This is a genomic window from Rhizobium sp. CG4 (assembly GCF_023701965.1).
In the GTDB taxonomy this organism is placed as follows: Bacteria; Pseudomonadota; Alphaproteobacteria; order Rhizobiales; family Rhizobiaceae; genus Agrobacterium.
Map to the genome: position 1 here is coordinate 16,320 of NZ_JABAEG010000014.1, position 20,702 is coordinate 37,021.

20 protein-coding genes are annotated in these 20,702 nt (G+C 56.1%); 12 read left to right on the plus strand and 8 right to left on the minus strand.

What is annotated here, in order from left to right; genetic code table 11:
* Positions 1 to 133: 133 nt before the first annotated feature.
* Positions 134 to 811: an alpha/beta hydrolase gene (locus tag HGO37_RS25730; RefSeq protein ID WP_192488811.1), complete on the minus strand. Its 678-nt coding sequence runs from the start codon at positions 809 to 811 to the stop codon at positions 134 to 136.
* Positions 812 to 1,023: 212 nt separating this feature from the next.
* Here HGO37_RS25730 and HGO37_RS25735 point away from each other — a divergent pair, with 212 nt between their 5' ends.
* The 7 genes from HGO37_RS25735 to sufA all read left to right on the plus strand — a co-directional run bounded on the left by HGO37_RS25735 (position 1,024) and on the right by sufA (position 8,209).
* Positions 1,024 to 2,193 (plus strand): cysteine desulfurase family protein, encoded by a 1,170-nt coding sequence (locus HGO37_RS25735; protein WP_250985866.1) that lies wholly within the window; start codon positions 1,024 to 1,026, stop codon positions 2,191 to 2,193.
* A gap of 144 nt (positions 2,194 to 2,337) precedes the next feature.
* On the plus strand, positions 2,338 to 3,807 hold the full coding sequence (gene sufB / locus HGO37_RS25740; RefSeq protein ID WP_250985867.1) for a Fe-S cluster assembly protein SufB: 1,470 nt from the start codon (positions 2,338 to 2,340) through the stop codon (positions 3,805 to 3,807).
* 72 nt (positions 3,808 to 3,879) lie between these two features.
* Positions 3,880 to 4,635, plus strand: a complete 756-nt coding sequence (sufC, locus tag HGO37_RS25745) for a Fe-S cluster assembly ATPase SufC (RefSeq protein WP_192488814.1) — start codon at positions 3,880 to 3,882, stop codon at positions 4,633 to 4,635.
* Positions 4,636 to 4,658: 23 nt separating this feature from the next.
* On the plus strand, positions 4,659 to 5,933 hold the full coding sequence (sufD, locus tag HGO37_RS25750; protein ID WP_250985868.1) for a Fe-S cluster assembly protein SufD: 1,275 nt from the start codon (positions 4,659 to 4,661) through the stop codon (positions 5,931 to 5,933).
* On the plus strand, positions 5,926 to 7,176 hold the full coding sequence (locus HGO37_RS25755) for a cysteine desulfurase (RefSeq protein ID WP_250985869.1): 1,251 nt from the start codon (positions 5,926 to 5,928) through the stop codon (positions 7,174 to 7,176). The genes sufD and HGO37_RS25755 overlap by 8 nt, the downstream gene beginning before the upstream one ends.
* A gap of 11 nt (positions 7,177 to 7,187) precedes the next feature.
* Complete coding sequence (locus tag HGO37_RS25760) at positions 7,188 to 7,568, plus strand: SUF system Fe-S cluster assembly protein (RefSeq protein WP_192488817.1); 381 nt, start codon at positions 7,188 to 7,190, stop codon at positions 7,566 to 7,568.
* A gap of 254 nt (positions 7,569 to 7,822) precedes the next feature.
* Positions 7,823 to 8,209: a Fe-S cluster assembly scaffold SufA gene (gene sufA / locus HGO37_RS25765; protein WP_192488902.1), complete on the plus strand. Its 387-nt coding sequence runs from the start codon at positions 7,823 to 7,825 to the stop codon at positions 8,207 to 8,209.
* Positions 8,210 to 8,786: 577 nt separating this feature from the next.
* On the opposite strand, the gene HGO37_RS25770 is transcribed toward sufA, so the two are convergent.
* The 4 genes from HGO37_RS25770 to HGO37_RS25785 form a co-directional block, all read right to left on the minus strand.
* Positions 8,787 to 9,404 carry a GntR family transcriptional regulator gene (locus HGO37_RS25770; protein WP_250985870.1) on the minus strand — a complete coding sequence of 206 codons (618 nt, stop codon included), beginning with the start codon at positions 9,402 to 9,404 and terminating at the stop codon, positions 8,787 to 8,789.
* A 119-nt stretch (positions 9,405 to 9,523) separates the two neighbouring features.
* Positions 9,524 to 10,729, minus strand: a complete 1,206-nt coding sequence (locus tag HGO37_RS25775; protein ID WP_250985871.1) for an ABC transporter permease — start codon at positions 10,727 to 10,729, stop codon at positions 9,524 to 9,526.
* On the minus strand, positions 10,719 to 11,438 hold the full coding sequence (locus tag HGO37_RS25780; protein ID WP_250985872.1) for an ABC transporter ATP-binding protein: 720 nt from the start codon (positions 11,436 to 11,438) through the stop codon (positions 10,719 to 10,721). The genes HGO37_RS25775 and HGO37_RS25780 overlap by 11 nt, the downstream gene beginning before the upstream one ends.
* 16 nt (positions 11,439 to 11,454) lie before the next feature.
* Positions 11,455 to 12,759 carry an efflux RND transporter periplasmic adaptor subunit gene (locus HGO37_RS25785; RefSeq protein WP_250985873.1) on the minus strand — a complete coding sequence of 435 codons (1,305 nt, stop codon included), beginning with the start codon at positions 12,757 to 12,759 and terminating at the stop codon, positions 11,455 to 11,457.
* Between the two features lie 302 nt (positions 12,760 to 13,061).
* Between HGO37_RS25785 and HGO37_RS25790 the strand changes: the two genes are divergently transcribed.
* A complete protein-coding gene (locus HGO37_RS25790; protein WP_250985874.1) occupies positions 13,062 to 13,340 on the plus strand; it encodes a hypothetical protein in 279 nt (92 codons plus the stop codon).
* Here HGO37_RS25790 and HGO37_RS25795 read toward each other — a convergent pair.
* A complete protein-coding gene (locus HGO37_RS25795) occupies positions 13,319 to 14,263 on the minus strand; it encodes a sensor domain-containing diguanylate cyclase (protein WP_250985875.1) in 945 nt (314 codons plus the stop codon). The genes HGO37_RS25790 and HGO37_RS25795 overlap by 22 nt on opposite strands.
* A gap of 397 nt (positions 14,264 to 14,660) precedes the next feature.
* Between HGO37_RS25795 and HGO37_RS25800 the strand changes: the two genes are divergently transcribed.
* Both HGO37_RS25800 and HGO37_RS25805 read left to right on the plus strand, forming a co-directional pair.
* The gene (locus HGO37_RS25800; protein ID WP_192490944.1) at positions 14,661 to 14,873 is read left to right on the plus strand and encodes a hypothetical protein; all 213 of its coding nucleotides are present in this window, start codon (positions 14,661 to 14,663) and stop codon (positions 14,871 to 14,873) included.
* 209 nt (positions 14,874 to 15,082) lie between these two features.
* On the plus strand, positions 15,083 to 16,900 hold the full coding sequence (locus tag HGO37_RS25805; protein ID WP_250985876.1) for a PAS domain S-box protein: 1,818 nt from the start codon (positions 15,083 to 15,085) through the stop codon (positions 16,898 to 16,900).
* Positions 16,901 to 16,971: 71 nt separating this feature from the next.
* On the opposite strand, the gene HGO37_RS25810 is transcribed toward HGO37_RS25805, so the two are convergent.
* Positions 16,972 to 17,961: an NAD(P)H-quinone oxidoreductase gene (locus HGO37_RS25810; protein WP_250985877.1), complete on the minus strand. Its 990-nt coding sequence runs from the start codon at positions 17,959 to 17,961 to the stop codon at positions 16,972 to 16,974.
* Between the two features lie 8 nt (positions 17,962 to 17,969).
* Positions 17,970 to 18,521: a hypothetical protein gene (locus HGO37_RS25815; protein WP_250985878.1), complete on the minus strand. Its 552-nt coding sequence runs from the start codon at positions 18,519 to 18,521 to the stop codon at positions 17,970 to 17,972.
* A 146-nt stretch (positions 18,522 to 18,667) separates the two neighbouring features.
* Between HGO37_RS25815 and HGO37_RS25820 the strand changes: the two genes are divergently transcribed.
* Together HGO37_RS25820 and osmF are read left to right on the plus strand one after the other, a co-directional pair.
* Positions 18,668 to 19,597 carry a LysR family transcriptional regulator gene (locus HGO37_RS25820; RefSeq protein WP_250985879.1) on the plus strand — a complete coding sequence of 310 codons (930 nt, stop codon included), beginning with the start codon at positions 18,668 to 18,670 and terminating at the stop codon, positions 19,595 to 19,597.
* Between the two features lie 193 nt (positions 19,598 to 19,790).
* On the plus strand, positions 19,791 to 20,699 hold the full coding sequence (gene osmF / locus HGO37_RS25825) for a glycine betaine ABC transporter substrate-binding protein OsmF (protein WP_409515560.1): 909 nt from the start codon (positions 19,791 to 19,793) through the stop codon (positions 20,697 to 20,699).
* The last annotated feature ends 3 nt before the right edge of the window (positions 20,700 to 20,702 follow it).

The following is a 20,702-nucleotide window of genomic DNA, read 5'->3' on the forward strand; positions in this document are numbered from 1 at the left end:
GGGCTGGCCTGGATCCCTGTAACAGGTACAGGATGAGGGAGGTCGGGGCTACGTCATAGGCCAAACAATCACCCAAACAAAAAGGCCGCAACGACGTTACGGCCTTTCTGCATTTATCAGCTTCCGGTATCGCTTAGCGAATACGCTTGGCGGCCGGTTCCGGTACCAGTTCGCCATTCAGGCGGCGGTCGAGGTAATCCTCGCACTCGGCCATCAGTGTATCGACCTTGGCGTTGAAGAAGTGGTTGGCACCCGGCACCGTGCGGTGGGTGATGAGAATACCCTTCTGGGTCTTCAGCTTCTCAACCAGATTGTTGACGTCCTTTTCAGGCGCAACCTTGTCCGAATCGCCATTGATGATCAGGCCCGAAGACGGGCAGGGCGCCAGGAATGAGAAGTCATAGGTGTTCGGCTGCGGGGCAATCGACATGAAACCTTCGATTTCCGGACGGCGCATCAGAAGCTGCATGCCAATCCACGCGCCGAACGAGTAACCGGCGACCCAACAGCTCTTGGAATCTGGATGCAGGCTCTGTACCCAGTCCAGTGCCGATGCGGCATCCGACAATTCGCCAGCACCGTGGTCGAATTCGCCCTGGCTGCGGCCGATGGAACGGAAGTTGAACCGGAGCGTGGTAAAGCCGCGCTTCTGGAACATGTAGAACAACTGATAGACAATCTGGTTGTTCATGGTTCCGCCAAACTGCGGATGCGGGTGCAGGATAATGGCGATTGGGGCGCTTTTTTCTTTCGATGGCTGGTAACGGCCTTCGAGGCGGCCGGCTGGGCCGTTGAAGATGACTTCGGGCATTGATACTCCGGTCGTGTTTTCTGTTCCAAATGATTTTCAGGGCGCAACAAGACTTGACGTGGTGTGTCAGGTTTTCTAGAACCCAGTTTAGAACAATTCGAAACTATTGCGTGTTTTGAACACTTGAACGTGTCATAAGGCAATGGTGGCTGAAATTTCAAGGAAAATGCGCTGCGGCGTAAACGGGAAGTAGAGAAGCAGGTTCCTCAGATATGGCAAATACATCGCGCATATATCTGGATTGGAATGCGACGGCACCGCTTTTGCCGTGCGTTCGCGATGCCCTGCTGCATGCTTTCGATCTCTCGGGAAATCCGTCGTCGGTCCACAAGGAAGGGCGTGCAGCCCGTATGGCAGTCGAATCGGCACGCCGCAATGTGGCAAATCTGGTCGGTGCACAGGCGTCGCATGTGGTGTTTACCAGCGGTGCCACCGAGGCTGCCAATTTGGTGCTGACGCCGGATTACAAGATGGGTCGCTCCGCTTTGCGGATTGGCAGGCTTTATGTTTCGGCAATCGAACATCCCGCCGTGCGCGAGGGTGGCCGTTTTTCCAAGGATAACGTTACGGAAATTGCTGTTACGTCAGACGGTGTTATGGACCTCGACGTGCTGAAGAAGCTGCTGGAGGACCATGACAAGACAACCGGCCTGCCCATGGTTGCGGTGATGCTGGTCAATAATGAGACCGGTATCGTGCAGCCGGTGGCAGAAGCGGCAAGACTGGTGCATGCCGCCGGTGGCCTGATGGTGGTCGACGCCGTACAGGCTGCGGGACGTGTGCCTATTGATATTCAGGCGCTGGATGCCGATTTCCTGTTTGTCTCCTCGCACAAGATTGGTGGCCCCAAAGGGGTTGGGGCTCTTGTTACGTGCGGTGAAGCCATGATGCCGAAGCCACTTATTCATGGTGGCGGACAGGAAAAAGGGCATCGCTCGGGAACGGAAAACACAACGGCGATCATTGGCTTTGGTGCCGCTGCCGCTTTTGTGATTGACGAACTTGTCGAACGCAATGCCGCAATTGCGACTTTGCGTGAGCGTCTTGAAACCGGCATGCGCAAGGCCGCGGTGGATGTCATCATCCATGGGGCCGAGGTTGAACGGGTGGCGAATACGACTTTCTTCACCCTGCCAAGTCTCAAGGCGGAGACAGGGCAGATTGCCTTTGATATTGAAGGCATCGCGCTGTCTGCAGGGTCGGCGTGTTCGTCTGGCAAGGTGGGCGAAAGCCATGTGCTGACGGCCATGGGTAAAGACCCGAAGCTGGGTGGCTTGCGCATCTCTCTCGGTGTTTCAACATCTGAGGCCGAGATTGACCAGGCGCTTGCCGCATTTGAAAAGATCGCCAGCCGCAGGAAACCTGCCGGGCAGGCGGCCTAAAGTGAATTGAATTTGCGGAAAGTCAAATTTTCGCTTGCCGGAACTGGTGAAAAACGCCATCCGGACAACTACATCAAGGCGGACTAATCCGTCTTAACGTTGACAAGCCACCGGACCTTGGATCCGGCGAGATTGGAGAACGCAATGGCTGCGGTGCAGGAAACAATCGATCAGGTACGCCAGATCGATGTCGACCAGTACAAATACGGGTTTGAAACCCATATCGAAGTAGACAAGGCCCCGAAGGGACTGTCTGAAGAGGTGATCCGTTTCATTTCTGCCAAGAAGCAGGAACCGGAATGGATGCTCGAGTGGCGTCTTGACGCCTATCGTCGCTGGTTGACGATGGAAGAGCCCACCTGGGCACGTGTGAGCTATCCAAAGATCGACTTCAACGATCTCTATTATTATGCCGCACCAAAGAACATGACCGGCCCGATGTCGATTGACGATGTCGACCCGGAACTGATCAAGACCTATGAAAAGCTTGGTATTCCGCTGCGTGAGCAGGAAATTCTGGCTGGCGTGCAGACCTCGAGAGTTGCCGTTGATGCGGTGTTCGACAGTGTGTCCGTTGTGACGACCTTCAAGGAAGAGCTGAAAAAGGCCGGCGTGATCTTCATGTCGATTTCTGAAGCCATCCGCGAACATCCTGACTTGATCAAGAAGTATCTCGGTTCGGTTGTTCCAACCACCGACAACTTCTATGCAACGCTGAATGCGGCGGTGTTTACCGACGGTTCCTTCGTGTTCGTGCCAAAGGGCGTTCGCTGCCCGATGGAGCTTTCGACCTATTTCCGTATCAATGAAAAGAACACGGGCCAGTTCGAACGCACGCTGATCATTGCCGAGGACGGCGCTTACGTGTCCTACCTCGAAGGCTGTACAGCCCCGCAGCGCGACGAAAACCAGCTTCATGCTGCCGTGGTCGAGCTTGTGGCGCTTGATGATGCCGAAATCAAATATTCTACCGTCCAGAACTGGTATCCCGGCGACAAGGACGGCAAGGGCGGTATCTACAACTTCGTGACCAAGCGTGGCGACTGCCGTGGCAACCGTTCGAAGATTTCCTGGACGCAGGTTGAAACCGGTTCGGCGATTACCTGGAAGTACCCATCGTGCATTCTGCGTGGCGATGACAGCCGTGGCGAGTTCTACTCGATTGCGGTGTCCAACGGTCACCAGCAGATCGACAGCGGCACCAAGATGATCCACCTCGGCAAGAACACGTCGAGCCGTATCATCGCCAAGGGTATTGCGGCCGGTTTTTCGGAAAACGTCTATCGTGGTCAGGTGTCTGCCCACCGCAAGGCAACCAACACCCGAAACTTCACCCAGTGTGACAGCTTGCTAATTGGCGACAAGTGCGGCGCGCATACCGTGCCTTACATCGAGGCAAAGAACTCGTCCGCTCACTTTGAGCACGAAGCGACAACCTCGAAGATTTCCGAAGACCAGCTCTTCTACTGCCTGCAGCGCGGTATTCCTGAGGAAGCGGCGATTGCGTTGATCGTCAATGGCTTCGTCAAGGAAGTCATTCAGGAGCTGCCGATGGAATTTGCCGTTGAAGCACAAAAGCTGATCGGCATCTCGCTCGAAGGTTCCGTGGGCTGAGCCTTTTACGAATACGACCCTGAGTGCGCGGCTTTCGCGCACCATCGATCACACTATTCTTAGGAAAACATCATGCTTGAAATCATCGACCTGCACGCAAAGATCGCAGACACCGAAACCGAAATCATCCGTGGCCTGAACCTGAAGGTTGCGGCCGGCGAAGTGGCTGCCATCATGGGCCCGAACGGTTCCGGCAAGTCCACGCTGTCCTACATCCTGTCGGGCCGCGAAGATTACGAAGTGACCTCTGGTGACATTCTTTATAACGGCGAAAGCATTCTGGAACTGGACGCTGCAGAGCGTGCGGCCAAGGGCGTTTTCCTGGCCTTCCAGTACCCGGTAGAAATTCCAGGTGTTGCCACCATGCAGTTCCTCAAGGTTGCTATGAACGAGCAGCGCAAGGCACGTGGTGAATCCGAACTGACAACGCCTGACTTCATCAAGCGCGTCAAGGAAGCTGCTGGCGATCTGAAGATCGACATGGACATGCTGAAGCGTCCGCTCAACGTCGGTTTCTCCGGCGGTGAAAAGAAGCGTGCGGAAATCCTGCAGATGGCACTGCTTGAGCCAAAGCTGTGCGTTCTCGACGAAACCGACAGCGGTCTCGACATCGATGCGCTGAAGATCGTGGCTGACGGCGTCAATGCGCTGCGGTCTCCTGACCGGGCGACTGTTGTCATCACCCACTACCAGCGCCTGCTGGACTACATCGTGCCGGACACCGTCCACGTTCTCTACAAGGGCCAGATCATCCGCAGCGGCGACAAGACGCTGGCGCACGAACTGGAAGCCAACGGTTACGCCGACATCATCGGTGAAGCAGCCTGATCGGGCGCGAAAGGGATGATGTGATGAATATTCAAAACACAAACAGGCAAACAGCCGCAGAGACTGCGCTTGTTGAAGCCTATACCGCGCAACTGGGCGATCTGCCGGGCAACGGTGCTGTGATTGCAGCGCGCGACAACCTGCTGGAAAACCTCAAGAGGCTTGGTCTGCCGACCCGCCGTATCGAGGCATGGCACTATACGGACCTCAAGACGCTGCTGCGCGCCTTGCCGGACACCGTGCCGGTTCCGGTTCTGTCTGCTGCTGCCCCAATCGTTAGCGGTTCGCCTGTCATCGCGTCCTTGCAGGGCGTGGCGGCAAAGGGTGTAACAACGGAAGGTTTTTCCGTTTCCAGCTTTGGCGAAGCCCTGCTTGACGGTTCTGCCGCAGCCGGTCTCAGCGAATTGGACAAGGACGATGTCATTGGCCGTATCAACGGCAGCTTCGTGCGCGACGGTTTTGTGGTGGACATTCCGGCCAATGCCGAGATTGAAACACCAATCGAGATCCAGGCGATCCACGGCGGTGGCCAGGTTCACAACCGTTTTCCGGTCCGTTTTGGCGCTGGCGCCAAGGCAACCATCATTGAGCGTCACCTTGCCGCGACGGAAGACGGCGCGTTCGTGTCCTCGATCAGTGACATTACGCTCGAAGACGGCGCGGAAGTCACATGGGTTCTGCTGCAGCAGCAGGGCGCAGCTGACACCCATCTTGGCCAGTTGCGCATCCGCATGGGTGCGGATGTCAAGCTGCGTCTGTTCTTCATCAATGCCGGTGGCAAGCTGGTTCGCCAGGAGCTGCGCATCGATGTTGAAGGTGAAGGCAGCGATCTGATCGTTCGTGGCGTCAACCTGCTCGGCGGCGAAACGCATACCGACGTGACCATGGTTCTTGGCCATAACGTACCGAACACGACCTCGACGGAAATTTTCCGCAACGTCGTTTTCGACCGTGCCAAGGGCATCTTCCAGGGCATGATCCGGGTTGCTCCCGATGCCCAGAAGACCGACGCCAAGATGGCGTGCAACACGCTGCTGATGTCTGACGATGGCGAGTTTTCGGCAAAGCCGGAACTTGAAATCTTTGCTGACGACGTTCAGTGCGGTCACGGCGCGACGGTTGCCGATATCAGCGACACCCATCTCTATTACCTGATGGCGCGCGGTATCCCTCGGGCAAAGGCACGTGCCATGCTCGTCAACGCTTTCGTTGCTGAAATCGTTGAAGAACTGGAAGCTGAACACCTGGTAGAGGCGTTGGAAACCATCATTTCCAATTGGCTGGAAAATCATGCCTGATAGCGAACGCGCCGCAGTGGTGGCCCCTTATGACGTTGAAGCCGTGCGCCGGGATTTTCCGATCCTGTCGCGCGAAGTCTATGGCAAACCGCTTGTCTATCTTGACAACGGCGCGTCCGCACAAAAACCACAGGTCGTGATCGACGCGGTGTCGCATGCCTATTCGAATGAATATGCCAATGTGCATCGCGGCCTTCATTTCCTGTCCAATGCCGCAACCGATGCTTATGAGGCGTCGCGCGAAAAAGTGCGCCGCTTTCTGAATGCCGGTTCGGTGGATGAAATCATCTTCACCAAGTCCTCCACTGAAGCGATCAACACGGTTGCCTACGGTTATGGCATGCCCAAGATCGGCGAGGGTGACGAGATCGTCATTTCTATCATGGAGCACCACTCCAACATCGTTCCATGGCATTTCATTCGTGAACGCCAGGGCGCCAAGCTGGTCTGGGTGCCCGTTGATGACGAGGGTGCCTTCCATATCGAGGCATTTGAAAAAAGCCTGACCGAGCGCACCAAACTGGTTGCCATCACGCATATGTCCAATGCGCTGGGTACCGTGGTGCCGGTGAAGGAAATTTGCCGTATTGCGCATGAGCGCGGCATTCCGGTGCTGGTCGATGGCTCTCAGGGCGCTGTCCATATGCCCGTCGACGTGCGTGACATTGATTGCGACTGGTATGTGATGACCGGTCACAAGCTGTATGGGCCGTCGGGGATTGGCGTTCTCTACGGCAAGGCTGACCGTTTGAAAGAAATGCGCCCATTCATGGGTGGCGGTGAAATGATCCTTGATGTGTCGGAAGACATGGTCACCTACAATGATCCACCGCACCGCTTCGAGGCTGGTACACCACCTATCGTGCAGGCAATCGGCCTTGGTTACGCGCTGGATTATATGGATAATCTCGGCCGTGCTGCCATTGCCGCGCATGAGGCAGATCTGGCCGCTTACGCCAAGGAACGCCTGCAGGCGATCAATTCCTTGCGGATTATTGGCGATGCCCCCGGCAAAGGTGGTATATTCTCGTTCGAGCTTGCCGGTATTCACGCCCATGACGTTTCCATGGTCATTGACCGGCGCGGCGTTGCCGTGCGGGCCGGAACACATTGCGCCATGCCGCTCTTGAAAAGGTTCGGCGTGACGTCCACATGCAGGGCATCCTTCGGTCTTTACAATACACGGGCCGAGGTTGATGCACTGGCCGATGCGCTGGAATATGCGCGCAATTTCTTTGCCTGAGGATCAGGATTATGAGCGCCGAAACAAGCGAAAAGACTGTCGATATCGTAGAAACTTCATCCGCTTCGTCCATCTCGCCGGCCGAGCTGGCGCGTCTGAGCGATGACGTGATTGCTGCGCTCAAAACGGTTTACGACCCTGAGATTCCGGCAGATATTTTCGAGCTTGGCCTTGTCTACAAGATTGATATCGAAGACGACCGCATGGTCAAGATCGTCATGACGTTGACCGCGCCGGGTTGCCCGGTGGCTGGCGAAATGCCGGGCTGGGTGGAAAATGCCGTTGGCGCCGTTGAAGGTGTATCCGGCGTTGAAGTGTCAATGACGTTTGATCCGCCATGGACACCAGACCGCATGTCCGAAGAAGCCCAGGTTGCCGTTGGCTGGTACTAAGCCACGCTGGGTTCTGGCAGTTTAGATTGATGTCAGTCTTGCGAAATCAGGTTGCTGGTTTCGCGGGAATTGCGAGTAGCGATACAGTCTCACCCATTTTTGACGAATGCCATCTCTTGATATCAAGGGGGGCTAGGGCTAAATTCAGTGTATGAAAACATCGGGCCTTTACCCCGGTGGTATTTTAATAGCGTCGCTGCCAGACAAAACGCTTTGGTGTTTTTGAAGGTTCGATGCGACAGGAGAATGAGCCAATGGGCTTTGCCGTGATGACTATGACCGAGGCCGCCGCCAACCGCGTGAAGGCTATTGTCGCCAATTCCGGACCAGATGCGCTGGGTGTGCGCGTTGGTATCAAAAAAGGCGGCTGTGCCGGCATGGAATACACCATCGATCTGGTCAAGGAACCTGACGCCAAGGATGACCTGATCGAGTCCGCAGGTGCCAAGGTCTGGATCCAGCCATCTGCCGTACTTTATCTTTTGGGCACGCAAATGGACTTCGAAGTCACAAAAATGCGCTCGGGCTTCATTTTCAGTAACCCCAACCAGACATCAGCATGTGGTTGCGGTGAATCGGTTGAGCTGCAAGCAGCAGATCTTGCCGAGCTTGCCAAGCAGCGCGAAGCGGCCACCGCCTGATTTTATTGTTGCCCCGGGATTAAAACGGGTAGCGATTTTCATACCAGGGCCTGTCCCTGATATCGCCCGCACTTCCTCAAGCGTCGCTAATTTGGTTTGCGTGATTGGATCCTCGGGTCAGGCCCGAGGATGACGCCGAGACAATTGTCGGTGCAGGGGTCTCCAAAAACTCCCCTCATACCTCTCCTTGGTTCACGTCCGAGGATGACGGTGGATAGGTAGACATTTCAATTCCTGCGATTTTGAATGCTCGCGTGTCACCAAAACCTCCCTCATTACCGTGCTTGTCACGGGAATCCAGGCCAGCCAAGTCCTTGGGCTGAAAAGTCTCTTGTCGCGCGGACGCGCTCCACTGGATCTCTGTGACGAGCACAGAGATGAGGGGAGGTTGAAGGCACCGTGCGCCCTACCTCTACCCTTGTGGGAGAGGAAGAAAAATCATGGTCTTAGCTTGCTAAGTCATAGATTTTTCAGGTGAGGGGTTATGTACTTGCACACTGCACACTGCACACTGCATACTGCACACTGCTTGGCATCGACACGACGCTAGCAGACGTCAACCACCTCAACCACTCAGTCACGTCGTCGCGTGGTGAGACAGCAGCTTTGTATCTGCCTGTTCGGCCCGTTCTGAGTTGCCATCCAACAAGGCGTTGATGATATCCAGATGCATTTGCACTGCGGTTTTAAGTGCCGTGCTATCGGCGGATGAAAACCAGATACGTCGGAAATGCGTTTGCAGCGGCCACAGCGACGAGGCGATAAAACTATTGGGGCAGGCCTCGGCAACAATTTCATCGAGATGTTTGTCTGCCTCGTAAAAGGTGAGAATGTCGTCATTATCAGAGGACTGCACCATTTTGCCAGAACAGTCTTCCAGCGCGCGGCGCAGCGGCTCACAGATGTTCTGTGCAGCAAGTGCCACCGCCATCGGTTCAAGCTGCCGGCGCGCTTGAAGGATGTTGTTGCGGTCCATGGGGTTGATATGGGTAATCTGCAGGCCAACACGCGGCCGCACGCGAATGAGATTTTCCCAGGCCAGCCTCTGGATGGCCTCCCGCACCGGCGTTCTGCCGTGACCGGTCAGTTCGATAAGCTGTCTTTCGTTTACGATGGCACCGGGTTCTACACCCAGTGTAACAATGAGCTTTTCAAGGGCCAGATAGGCAAGGTGGCTCTGCGAAGCCTGCGTCATGAAAATCGATTCGTTATTGCACTCGTTCCAGTAGTGGCACGAAGGCCTGCGACATGCAATATTCCGAACTGTGCATATAAGCCTGTGTCGCGCAATCAGGATTAAGCCGATTTACGCCGTTATTCGTGTCGCAGTGCCTCGATCGGACTAAGACTTGCGGCGCGGCGGGCCGGAAAATAGCCAAAAACCACGCCAATAGCGGCTGAAAATGCAAAGGCGAGGAAAATGATCGATGGGCTTGCCACAAATGGCACGTTGAGGAAGCTGACAACCGCGTAGGCGAGGCCAAGACCGGTCAAAATCCCGACAATGCCGCCAAAGGCCGACAGCATGACGGCTTCCACCAGAAATTGTCGCAGAACCTGTGTTTCAAGAGCGCCGATCGCCAGGCGAATGCCGATTTCACGGGTGCGTTCGGTGACCGATACCAGCATGATATTCATGATGCCGATACCCCCGACCAACAGGCTGACGGCGGCCACCGAGCCAAGAAGACCGGTTAGCAGCGTTGTCGTGCCAGTCATGGCCGAGGCAATCTGAGTCATGTCATTGACGGAAAAATCGTCTTCGCGGCCAATGACGATGCGGCGTCTCTCCCGCAGCAGCGATTCAAGGTCGGACTGGACTTTCGAGGTTTGCACGCCATCCTGCGCCGATACCATGATGCTGGAGATGGTGCTGGTGCCGCCAATGCGGCGCTGATGGATTTTCAGTGGCATCAGGATGGTATCGTCCTGATCATCGCCCATGCCGGACTGCCCCTTGGTGGCGAGAACGCCCACCACTGGACAGGAGATGTTGCTGACGCGCACGCTCTGGCCAATCGGGTTGCTGTCGCCAAACAGTTCCTTGCGCACGGTCTCGCCAAGAATACAGGCAATCTGGCCGCCGCGTTCCTCTGCCGGAGTGAAGTCACGACCCAGTGACAGTGGCCAGTCCTGCGCAATCAGGTAGTCGTTGGTGGTGCCAAGTGCACTGCTGGAATGGTTCTTGCCGCCAAAAATTGCGGTTGCCGTGCTGCGGTTGACCGGTGCCACGGCACGCAGCCCGCTGATCTGGTCACGCATGGCTTGCACGTCATTGTCGTTAAAACGTTTGGCTTCGGTGCTGGCGCGGCCGGGACCAAACTGGCCGGGGCGCACAAACAGCATGTTGGTACCCAGTCGTGAGAGTTCGGATTTTACCTGCGCCGTTGTGCCATTGCCAACCGTGACCATGGCGATAACCGCGGCCACGCCGATTACCACGCCAAGAACCGTGAGGAACGAGCGCAGCAGGTTGCGGCTGATGGCGCGCATTGCCAGTTTGATTGTTTCAGGAAACATGGGCGGGCTCTCCATGGGTGTTGATGCTGTCAGATGCCAGATGGCCATCAACAAAGCGCAGCAGACGCTTGGCGTAAGCGGCAATATCGTCTTCATGGGTGACCATGATGACGGTGATGCCCTGTTCACGGTTCAGTTCCGTGATCAGTTCCATGATTTCAACGCTGGTCTTGGTGTCGAGATTACCGGTCGGCTCATCGGCCAGGAGAACGGCGGGATTGGTGACAATCGCACGGGCAATGGCAACGCGCTGTTGCTGGCCACCGGACAGCTCTTGCGTGGTGTGACCTTCGCGTCCCTTCAGGCCAACCCTTTCCAGGGCGCGCATGGCCATCTGGCGGCGCTCATTGGCCGGTGTGCCACGATAGACCAGTGGCAGTTCGACATTTTCCACTGCCGAGGTGCGTGGCAGAAGATTGAAACCCTGAAACACGAAGCCCAGCATGTGACGGCGCAGCAACGTCAACTGACCACCGGAAAAACCTGACGTCGATATGCCCTGAAACAGGTAATCGCCCGATGTCGCCACGTCGAGACAGCCGATAATGTTCATGGCGGTGGATTTGCCAGAACCGGACGGACCCATGATGGCCACGAATTCATGTTCGTGAATGGCAAGGTCGACACCGGCCAAAGCACGGATGGTCGCTTCGCCCATGCCGTATTCCTTGACCACGTTGCGAAACTCTATGAGGGGAGCCGTCTGCATGTCTGGCACCTTCCGTTCAGTTCCTGCGGGCAATGGCGTCGGTAATCAGTTCATCATCCGGCTGGATGTTGCCGGATTTTACCACGGTGAACTGCCCATCGGTCGATCCGGTTTCCACACGCTCGGAGACCGGCGTGCCGTTTTTCAGCACCCACACGGTGCGCTGGCCAGCCGCGGCACTGGCGCTGTCACCACCACGGCCCCCACCACGCCCCATGCGTGGCGGACGAAACAGGCTCATCAGACCGCCAGCGGAAGAGGCGTTCTGTCGTGGCGGGCTGTAACGCAGCGCGGCGTTTGGAATGAGCAGCGCGTCCTTGATCGATTCCACCACAATATTGGCGGTCGCTGTCATGCCAGGGCGCAGTTTCAGGTTGCTGTTATCGACGGTCAGTATGGCCTTGTAGGTCACGACGTTGGCCACGGTTTCAGAGGCGTAGCGCACGGTCTGGATTTCGGCCGGAAAACTTTCTTCCGGGTAGGCATCGACGCTGAATGTTGCCTGCTGACCGTTGCTGACCTTGCCGACATCCGCCTCATCGACGGCCACCTGCAATTCCATTTTCCGGAGGTCGCCGGCCATGGTGAACAGAACAGGGGCATTCAGTGACGAGGCAACGGTGGCACCGGGGTCAACGTCACGCGTCAGGATGACGCCGTTGATTGGCGCGACGATCTTGCCTTTGCCGAGGTTCAGTTCCGCCAGACGCAGATCGGCTTCAGCAGACAGCACGGAGGCCTCGTTGACCTCAAGCGTCGCTGCGGCAGAATTGTAGTTATACTGGGCTGCATCCAGATCCTGCTGGGTAGAGACGCGGTTCTGCACCAAGTTTTTCAGACGGTTCAGCGATGTCTCGGCCGAGCCCAGTTCTGCCTTGGCTTTCAGCACACTGGCCTTGGCGGATGCCAGCTTGGCTCTGGCGCTTTGCACGTCGGCTTCCAATTTGTTGGTGTCGAGTTCCAGCAGTACGTCGCCGGCCTTGACCTCGCTGTTATAGGTCACGTTGACCTTGCGGACAGTTCCGGACAATTCGCTTGAGATATCGACCTGATCGGTCGGTTGTACCGAGCCGGTGGAGGTGACGATGACCGAGAGGTCATCCTTCTTGGCCGCCGTGGTGGTGTAGGTGTAGGTGGAGCCGCTGGAGGCAGAGAAATAATAATAACCACCTGCGGCCACTATGATAATGGCAGCACCAAACAGGTAGGTGTATTTGCGGCTTTTACGACGTTTCGAGCCCGTAGACGCAAGTATCTCCTGCAGGCTGGGCTGCGTAGAGGCGCTCTTGGTCTTGTCGTCGATATTTTCCCGCTTGTTCATCGCGTCCGCCTGTAAAAAGAATTCCTGACATCAATGCTCTTGAAGATTGACCGGAATTTGCTCGCTCTATCTTACATTGATGTAGGGATGGCAGTTACACAGGTCACGGGGTTGTAAAAGTGAAATCTTGGTAATGTTACATTTGCAGTTGTACCGGAGCCGTCGTGACGCTGTTTCTGAATGGATTTCGTTGCTTTCTGCCAATTGAAGACGGGAAAATTGCCGCTATCTAGATATCAGGGTGTTTTATCGATGCGGACACGCACCGACAGACGAGATGTCTGCAGCGCATGGAGATATGAGTGACGGACGACAGCAGCCACATTCAACGCAATGAGACACCGCCGGTACGCCGCCGCAAGCCGCTGTGGCCATGGGTGGTCTTGTTGGTGCTGACACTGTGCGCGATATACACCTACACTCAGGTCACCCACATCATCGAGACGATACGCCACGAAGTACCGCCGGAGTTCTGGGATATCATCGAATGGATGTTGCGCCAAAGCGGCGTGATCCCTGACAATGGCAGGCAGGCACCGGACTTTGCCATGGGGTTTTTTCAGCCCGTACGTGCCGCGTAATTCAAAGCACCAAATTCGCTTGCTGCAATCGGGTTGAGGGAGGACCTGATGTCCACGATCTTACCGCTGGACTTGGCGTCATACATCAGCTTGTCGGCCTGATCGAGAAGGACGTCGAAGGTCATGCCGGCCTGGGCCTCGGCAATGCCGATGGCTGCACCCACCTGCACCATCTTGTCATCAATGGTGACGTGCTGGGCGATCTGGGTGCCGAGATCAAAAAACCGCAAGGCGGAAAACTCGAAAGCGGCCGGGATGACTGAAACGATTGCAAATTCGTCACCGCCGAGACGGGCGATAAAGTCGCCCTTGCTGGTCCAGCCACGCAGGCGATCGGCAATAACACGCAACAGCTTGTCACCAATCGAGTGGCCGTGCTGGTCATTGACCTGCTTGAAGCGATTGAGATCGATGTAGGCAAGCGTGATCCGGCAGCCCGGTTCAAGCGTTGCCAACGCCTGACGCAGGTAACTTTCAAACGAGGCGCGGTTCTGTAGCCCCGTCATTGAATCCACAAAAGCTGCTTCCATGATGGCGCGCTCATAAGCCTTGCGCTCGGAATTGTCGAGAATGATTTCAATGTCGAAACTCTCGCCATCAATTCGGCGGCGCTGTGCACTGATCAATCCGGGAATGACACGGCCGCTGGAATGCAGCATGTCCACTTCGGCAAGCTCGTAAAACCCTTGCGTGTCGAGCAGATGCAGTCTTTTCATACGGGCTGGATCGTCGAGCGGGTAGGGCAGGTCGTTGCCCAGTGACTGGCCGTTCAACTCTTCCCAACTGCGGCCAACCAGCCGCAGATAGGCCGGGTTCACCTTGATGTAACGGGAATCGTGATCAATTGTGGAAATGGAAAATGGTACTGGCGAAAGATCAAAAAGCTCTTTCAAGGCTGCGTCCAGAACGCTTTCTGAAATCATCTGCCACACCTGTATCCGCTGAAAATGACTAAGTGATCGTCCCGCAGTTTACGGCAGGTCGATTCGGTTGCGCACGTATAAGCATGCAATCTGCGCGCAAGACATTAATGATTGTTATATGACTGATACATAATTTTCAGAAAAACGGTGTCAGCACCATTACTCGGCACAATACGTAATTGTGATCGAAGAAATTTCATCGTGCTGTTGGAATAATTGATCGATAAAACAAATGGTTGCTGGCAATACAATAGGCCGCAGTTCGCCTTACCCCCAATATCACATAGACATAGGACACAATAAGCGTAAACTCCGCGCCATCGTTTCCAACCGATTTCGTAGGCGGTGACGACCGAGAGTTACTATGTGCTCCCGTCTGCAAAAGGAGGGCAGCCACATGACATTTTCGTACAGCGACACGTTGAAGGACGTGCTTTACGACCGCGCTACCTTGTACAGCGGCAACGAACGGATTCGTCTCGATCTCATAGATCGGACGGTGCGTGCGGTGTCGCATATCGATCTTGGTGTCGACGCCAATATCGAGGAAGCGCTGTTCCATCTGATGGACCAGATCGCCGGTTCTGACGCGTCTAAGCCAACCTTGTGAGGGAACAGGTTTTTCCCTGTCCATGTTTTGTTGTTACCAGGCCAGGTTGTCCGTTGATGACCTGGTTTTTTGTTGTGCTGACTGTCACGTCGCGACCTTATTTTAACGATTTCATCCGCTCTCAAGCACCACCTTGTCGAAGGCTGGAAGTGCTGTCATGTTAATGACACTGTAACAGTAGCTGCGTGAGCCTTGCGACGATGCACCGAATGGGGGATGGAAGTCTGGCTGGGCAAGGAGAGGCAACGAATACCGTTTCTGTTGCCACCCTGCTGGACACTGTAGACTGGCGTTCGACACCGCTTGGTCAAAGGTCCGAATGGCCAGCCTGTCTGCATGCCGCCATAGACATCATGGTGCCCTCCCAGGCGCAGATCGTGATGTTCTGGGGGCCAGAATTCGTTGCCCTTTACAATGACGTTTATGCGCCGACCATTGGCGACAAACATCCGCATGCCTTTGGCCGGCCGGGTCGTGAATACTGGAGCGAGCTGTGGGACGACCTTGAGCCGTTGCTGAAGCGTGTGCTTGAGCATGGCGAAACGGTCGCTGCCAGGGATCGGGCGTTTTACATCGAACGGCATGGCTTTCCCGAAACCGTGTATTTCGACATTTCCTATTCACCGGTGCGGGATCTGGACAGAAATGTTGTTGGCGTTTTCTGCATCGTCAACGAAACCACGGAGCGGGTTAAGACCGATGCTGCGATGCGTGAAAGTGAAGAGCGCTTCCGGGCGATATTTTCACAATCAGCAGCCGGCATCGCGCTGAGCGATCTCACTGGAAAGCTGACCGACGTCAACCAGCGCTACTGCGAGATTGTCGGTCGAACGGCTGATGAGCTGATTGGTACGCAGATGCAGGACGTGACCTTTGCCGGGGACCTGCCAGCCAATGTCGCACTGTTTCAAAGACTGATCGAAACCGGTGAAAGTTTCGATATTGAAAAACGTTACCTGCGTGCTGATGGCAGCCTGATCTGGGTTGCCAATTCCGTCTCTGCCATCCGGGATGAAAATGGCGAGATAGAGCAAACGGTGGCCATCGTGGTCGATATTACTGAACGCAAGCGTGCTCAGGAGATTGAAAAACATCTGGCCTCGATCATTGGTTCTTCCAATGACGCAATCCTTGGCATTGATCTCGACATGACAATCACCAGCTGGAACGCGGCGGCGCAACGGCTGTATGGCTATTACGAGGACGAAGCGGTTGGCCATTCCGTGTTGATGCTGGTGCCCGACGATCGCAAGGAAGAAGAACCGTCGATCCTGCGGCAGATCAAGGCGGGGCGTATTGTCGAACCCTATGAGACAAAACGCCTTCGCAAGGATGGCACGCTGGTTGACGTGTTGTTGAGTGTTTCTCCCATTCTCGACCCCTTGGGACATGTGATTGGCGCGTCAAAGGTTACGCATGATATCTCGACCCGCAAGGAGGCGGAGCGGCTGCAGGCCATTCTGGTGGGAGAGTTGCACCACCGCGTGAAAAATGTGCTGGCGACCGTCACGGCGATTGCCCGCCAGACCATGGGGCGCGACACGGCAAACCGAGAGGATGTGGAGGCCTTTACCAACCGTCTGTCATCGCTCAGCCGCGCGCAGGACCTGCTGCTGCACGGCGACTGGCAATATGCCGATCTCAAATCCGTGGTGATGCAGGCAATGGCGCCTTATGCGGTGGAGACATTTACCGTCAGCGGGCCCGCCGTGCCATTGCCACCCAAGGCCGTCGTCTCGTTGTCGCTGGCCCTGCATGAGCTTGCCACCAATGCCGCCAAATATGGTGCGCTTTCGGTATCCACAGGTCATATTACCGTCAGTTGGGACTATGACCGTTCAAGCTCGCATCTGCGACTGCAATGGCGGGAAGAGGGCGGCCCCGAGGTGGTAACACCAACCCGCAAAGGGTTTGGTTCGACACTGGTGGAGCGTTTGTTGACAGCCGAATTGAAGGGCTACGCGCAGATCTCCTACGAAGAAAGTGGTGTTATCTGCGTCGTGGAAGCTGACCTCTCACAAATCTGATCGCAACCATCCAGGTTTCCATCCGTCGGCGTCGGTCATTTCGTCAGTGGCGGAATGGGACGTTGAATGTGTCAGGGGTGGAAGCCTTCCAGCACGACCTTCCCGAACACGCCACCCTTTTCCATGTGTCGGTGTGCATCTGCCACCTGCGTGAAAGGATATACGGCGCCGATAACCGGGTGCACGGACTTGCCGAGCAAAGGCAGGACATTGTCTCTGAAACGAGCGACCATTTGCCGTTTTTCTGTCCGGGACCGTGACTTCATGACCGTGCCGATAAGTTGCAAGTGGTTGTGCAAGACGACGTCCAGCGGGATGATGGCATTGTCTTCGCGGCCGAGCAGCCCAACCTGAACAAGGCGACCGCCCGGCGCAAGACTGCGGATGTTGCGGGCAAGATAGGCACCGCCCACGAAATCGACAATCAGATCAACGCCATGCGAGGCGGTTGCATCGATGACATCTGCCTCGAAATCGGAGCGTCGGTAGTCAAACACCGCGTCGGCACCGATAGACAGGACATTGTCTATGTTGGTAGAGGCGGCGGTTGCCAGAACATGTGCCCCTGACGCTTTTGCCAATTGAACGGTAGCGGAGCCGATGCCTCCGGCTGCGGCATGGATGAGCACGGTTTCGGCTGTGTGGACACGACCGAGGTGGCCAACAGCTTCCCAGCCGGTCACAAAGCTTTCCATGACAGCGGCCGCCTGCGTAAACGACAGTCCGTCAGGGATCTTGGCAGCCATACCGCTGTCGAGGCGGGCATATTGCGCATAGGCGCCGCCGCCGACAATGCCCATGACACGGTCACCGACGGCGAAACCTTGCACGGCGCTGCCCGTGGCCAAAACCTCGCCAGCGATCTCCAAACCCAACAAGGTGCTGTCGCCATAACACCGGGTGCCATAGACGCCTTCGCGCTGGAGAATGTCGGCGCGATTGACGCCGGCTGCCATGACTTTGACCAGGAGATCGTCTGGGCGGATTTCAGGCCGTGGGGCATCACCGAGGTGCAGAACATCTGCACCTCCGAAGTCGTCAAACAGGATGGCTTTCATCATAATGTCCCTCAGTTTGCCTGTGCTGGAGTTGCCAGTGCCCGACGTGCGATGCTGGCAGCAAAAAGGGGTGTCTCACGACTGTTATGGTCACCACCTGCGGCCTGGCGTGCAGCGGCGGCGTCTTCATAGCTGACGCCATGGCTTTCAATGAATGTCATGAAAGCGTCGGTCGGATGGGCGGTGACACGATTTGTGTAGCGGGTGCGGTTTTCGCTGACCTTTTCGGCAATCAGTTCCCAGACCACGTTGACCTGGGTGCGACCGCTGGCGGTGAACACATCCGAGATCGAATTCATTCGGCAATAGGCGGGCTCTGCGACCTCTGCCACATAGTGCTGGACCACCAGGCCGGTGCCGATCTGCTCGACATTGATCGACATGCGGCGTCCGTCGTCTGTCCATGTGATGCCGGCGGCGATGTGGTCTGGTGCGCAGCAGCGCAGATATTCCGCTTCCGGCAGCGTGAACAGCCAGTCAGCAATGTCGATCTTTTCAAAGGGGACGTCGATTTCTGCAGAATATGCCGATTGTGAGAGAATGGTATCGAGAACCTTGACCATGTTGTTATTCCTTCGGTTAAGTGAGCGTTGATTGTTGACGAGAAGGAATGTGCTCCGGATGCCCGCAAATGATAACGAACTGAATGCTCGAAACAGTTTTGCGCTGTAAGCAAAGATGACGGGGTCAAACGGGTAACGGGGCAGACATGAAAGATCCAAGGTTCGCGGAACATCTTGCCGTCTATGTCGATGTGGTGCGCACAGGCAGTTTTTCTGCAGCGTCGCGCCGGCGTGCCGTCACACCATCCGCAGTGGTGCGGCAGATTGATGCGCTGGAGCAGGATCTTGGGGTGACGCTTCTGGTGCGATCCACCCGGGCGCTGGGGCTGACCGATGCCGGGCAGCATTTATTTGACCGCGCGCAACGGCTGCTTGAGGATCTGGCCGATACCCATGCCGAGGTCGCCGCCTTCGATAGCGAAGTGACGGGCACCCTGCGTGTTGCCTGTTTTCCGACATTCGGAAAACGGTATGTCATCCCTGTGATGGCGTTGCTGGCGCAACAACACCCAAACCTGCATGTGGAACTCGACCTTACCGAACGGCTTGCCGATCCCGTTGCCGAGCGGCTGGATCTGGTTATCAGAATGGGGGAGTTGCAGGACAGTTCGCTGATCGCCATGCGGCTTGCGCCGCTGACACGAATTCTGGTGGCAAGTGCGGACTATCTGGAAAAACACGGCGTACCGAGCACAGTTGCTGACCTACGCACCCACCGCCTGCTCGACAAATTACATGGTAACGACCTGCTTGAATGGTCTCGTGTGCTGGGCTGTGCCGCAGGCGATGCTGCTGGCCAAGTGGTACTTCGCTGCGATGATTTTGAAGCCTTGAATGGCGCTGCCTTGACGGGAATGGGAATTGCGCTGTTGCCCAGTTGGGTGGCGGGGCCTTCTGTCAAATCGGGCGATCTCATACGACTTCCGCTTTCGGCAGAAGCATTTTCAGGAGAGCCCTGGAACGACAATCCTTCCGGCATATATTTGTTGCGGGCACTTCAGGTGCCGTCGGCAAAAATCCGGGCTTTCACGGATGCTCTCAAGTCGTTTATCGGCACGCCGCCCCGTTGGGATTGATGCCACCGTGCCTCGCGCCCGGAAGAGGTGTCTCTGCCCGGTGATGTGGGGCGAGGAAGGGCGTTGTTGTCTCGCCGAAACAAAATGTGGCACGGTAGGGAACCGTAACGGCAGGTTTGCTGTTTACGCGCTGGTGAAAAACGGTTGTGTTCCGTTCGCAGCCGTTTTTGAAATCACAATTCCGGGGAGTCAAATTGTGAAAAGCCTTATCGTAGCCATTGCTCTTGCCGTTTCGCTGCCAGTTGCGCCAGCGTTTTCCCAAGTCGTCGTATCCTCAAAGATCGACACCGAAGGTGGCGTGTTGGGAAATATCATCCTGTCGGTCCTGAGCCATAACGGCATTGAGGTCACCGACAAATTGCAGCTTGGCGCGACGCCAGTTGTGCGTGAGGCGCTGGTGACTGGCGCTATCGACATTTACCCGGAATACACGGGCAATGCGGCCTATTTCTTCAACCGCGCCGAGGACCCGATCTGGAAAGATGCGGCGAAAGCCTATGAAGAGGCAGCCAAGCTTGATCTGGAGGCCAACAAGCTGGTCTGGCTGACGCCATCCAGTGCCAACAACACCTGGGGTGTTGCCATCCGCAAGGATCTGGCCAACAGCGAAAAGATCATCACCTTCAGCGATTTCGGCAAATATATTGCCGGTGGTGGTCAGGTCGTGCTGGCGGCATCCTCCGAGTTCGTCAATTCCGCTGCGGCGCTGCCTGCCTTCCAGACAGCCTATGGTTTTACGCTGAAGCCTGACCAGCTGATTACACTGTCGGGTGGTGATACGGCGGCAACCATTGCAGCTGCGGCCAACCAGACCAACAATGCCAATGCAGCGATGGTTTATGGCACGGATGGCGGCATTGCGGCCTCTGGTCTGGTGCTGTTGGAAGACGACAAATCCGTTCAGCCGGTTTACCAGCCAGCGCCGGTTATCCGCAAAGATATCCTCGACAAGAACCCGCAGATTGCCGAACTGCTGAAGCCGGTATTCGGTAAGCTTGATGCCGCAACCTTGCAGGAACTGAACGGACGCGTGCAGGTGGGCGGTGAACCCGCCAAGGCGGTTGCCACGGACTTCCTGACCAAGAATGGGTTCCTGAAATAAGCG

Excerpts from the sequence above, each read along its gene's own strand:
- sufA (WP_192488902.1), top strand. The coding sequence starts at position 7,823 with ATGGGCTTTGCCGTGATGACTATGACCGAGGCCGCCGCCAACCGCGTG.
- HGO37_RS25755 (WP_250985869.1), top strand. The coding sequence starts at position 5,926 with ATGCCTGATAGCGAACGCGCCGCAGTGGTGGCCCCTTATGACGTTGAA.
- HGO37_RS25795 (WP_250985875.1), bottom strand. The coding sequence starts at position 14,263 with ATGATTTCAGAAAGCGTTCTGGACGCAGCCTTGAAAGAGCTTTTTGAT.
- HGO37_RS25820 (WP_250985879.1), top strand. The coding sequence starts at position 18,668 with ATGAAAGATCCAAGGTTCGCGGAACATCTTGCCGTCTATGTCGATGTG.
- HGO37_RS25805 (WP_250985876.1), top strand. The coding sequence starts at position 15,083 with ATGGGGGATGGAAGTCTGGCTGGGCAAGGAGAGGCAACGAATACCGTT.
- HGO37_RS25810 (WP_250985877.1), bottom strand. The coding sequence starts at position 17,961 with ATGATGAAAGCCATCCTGTTTGACGACTTCGGAGGTGCAGATGTTCTG.
- sufC (WP_192488814.1), top strand. The coding sequence starts at position 3,880 with ATGCTTGAAATCATCGACCTGCACGCAAAGATCGCAGACACCGAAACC.
- HGO37_RS25770 (WP_250985870.1), bottom strand. The coding sequence starts at position 9,404 with ATGACGCAGGCTTCGCAGAGCCACCTTGCCTATCTGGCCCTTGAAAAG.
- sufB (WP_250985867.1), top strand. The coding sequence starts at position 2,338 with ATGGCTGCGGTGCAGGAAACAATCGATCAGGTACGCCAGATCGATGTC.
- HGO37_RS25760 (WP_192488817.1), top strand. The coding sequence starts at position 7,188 with ATGAGCGCCGAAACAAGCGAAAAGACTGTCGATATCGTAGAAACTTCA.
- HGO37_RS25730 (WP_192488811.1), bottom strand. The coding sequence starts at position 811 with ATGCCCGAAGTCATCTTCAACGGCCCAGCCGGCCGCCTCGAAGGCCGT.
- HGO37_RS25815 (WP_250985878.1), bottom strand. The coding sequence starts at position 18,521 with ATGGTCAAGGTTCTCGATACCATTCTCTCACAATCGGCATATTCTGCA.
- HGO37_RS25785 (WP_250985873.1), bottom strand. The coding sequence starts at position 12,759 with ATGAACAAGCGGGAAAATATCGACGACAAGACCAAGAGCGCCTCTACG.
- sufD (WP_250985868.1), top strand. The coding sequence starts at position 4,659 with ATGAATATTCAAAACACAAACAGGCAAACAGCCGCAGAGACTGCGCTT.
- HGO37_RS25800 (WP_192490944.1), top strand. The coding sequence starts at position 14,661 with ATGACATTTTCGTACAGCGACACGTTGAAGGACGTGCTTTACGACCGC.
- HGO37_RS25735 (WP_250985866.1), top strand. The coding sequence starts at position 1,024 with ATGGCAAATACATCGCGCATATATCTGGATTGGAATGCGACGGCACCG.
- HGO37_RS25775 (WP_250985871.1), bottom strand. The coding sequence starts at position 10,729 with ATGTTTCCTGAAACAATCAAACTGGCAATGCGCGCCATCAGCCGCAAC.
- HGO37_RS25780 (WP_250985872.1), bottom strand. The coding sequence starts at position 11,438 with ATGCAGACGGCTCCCCTCATAGAGTTTCGCAACGTGGTCAAGGAATAC.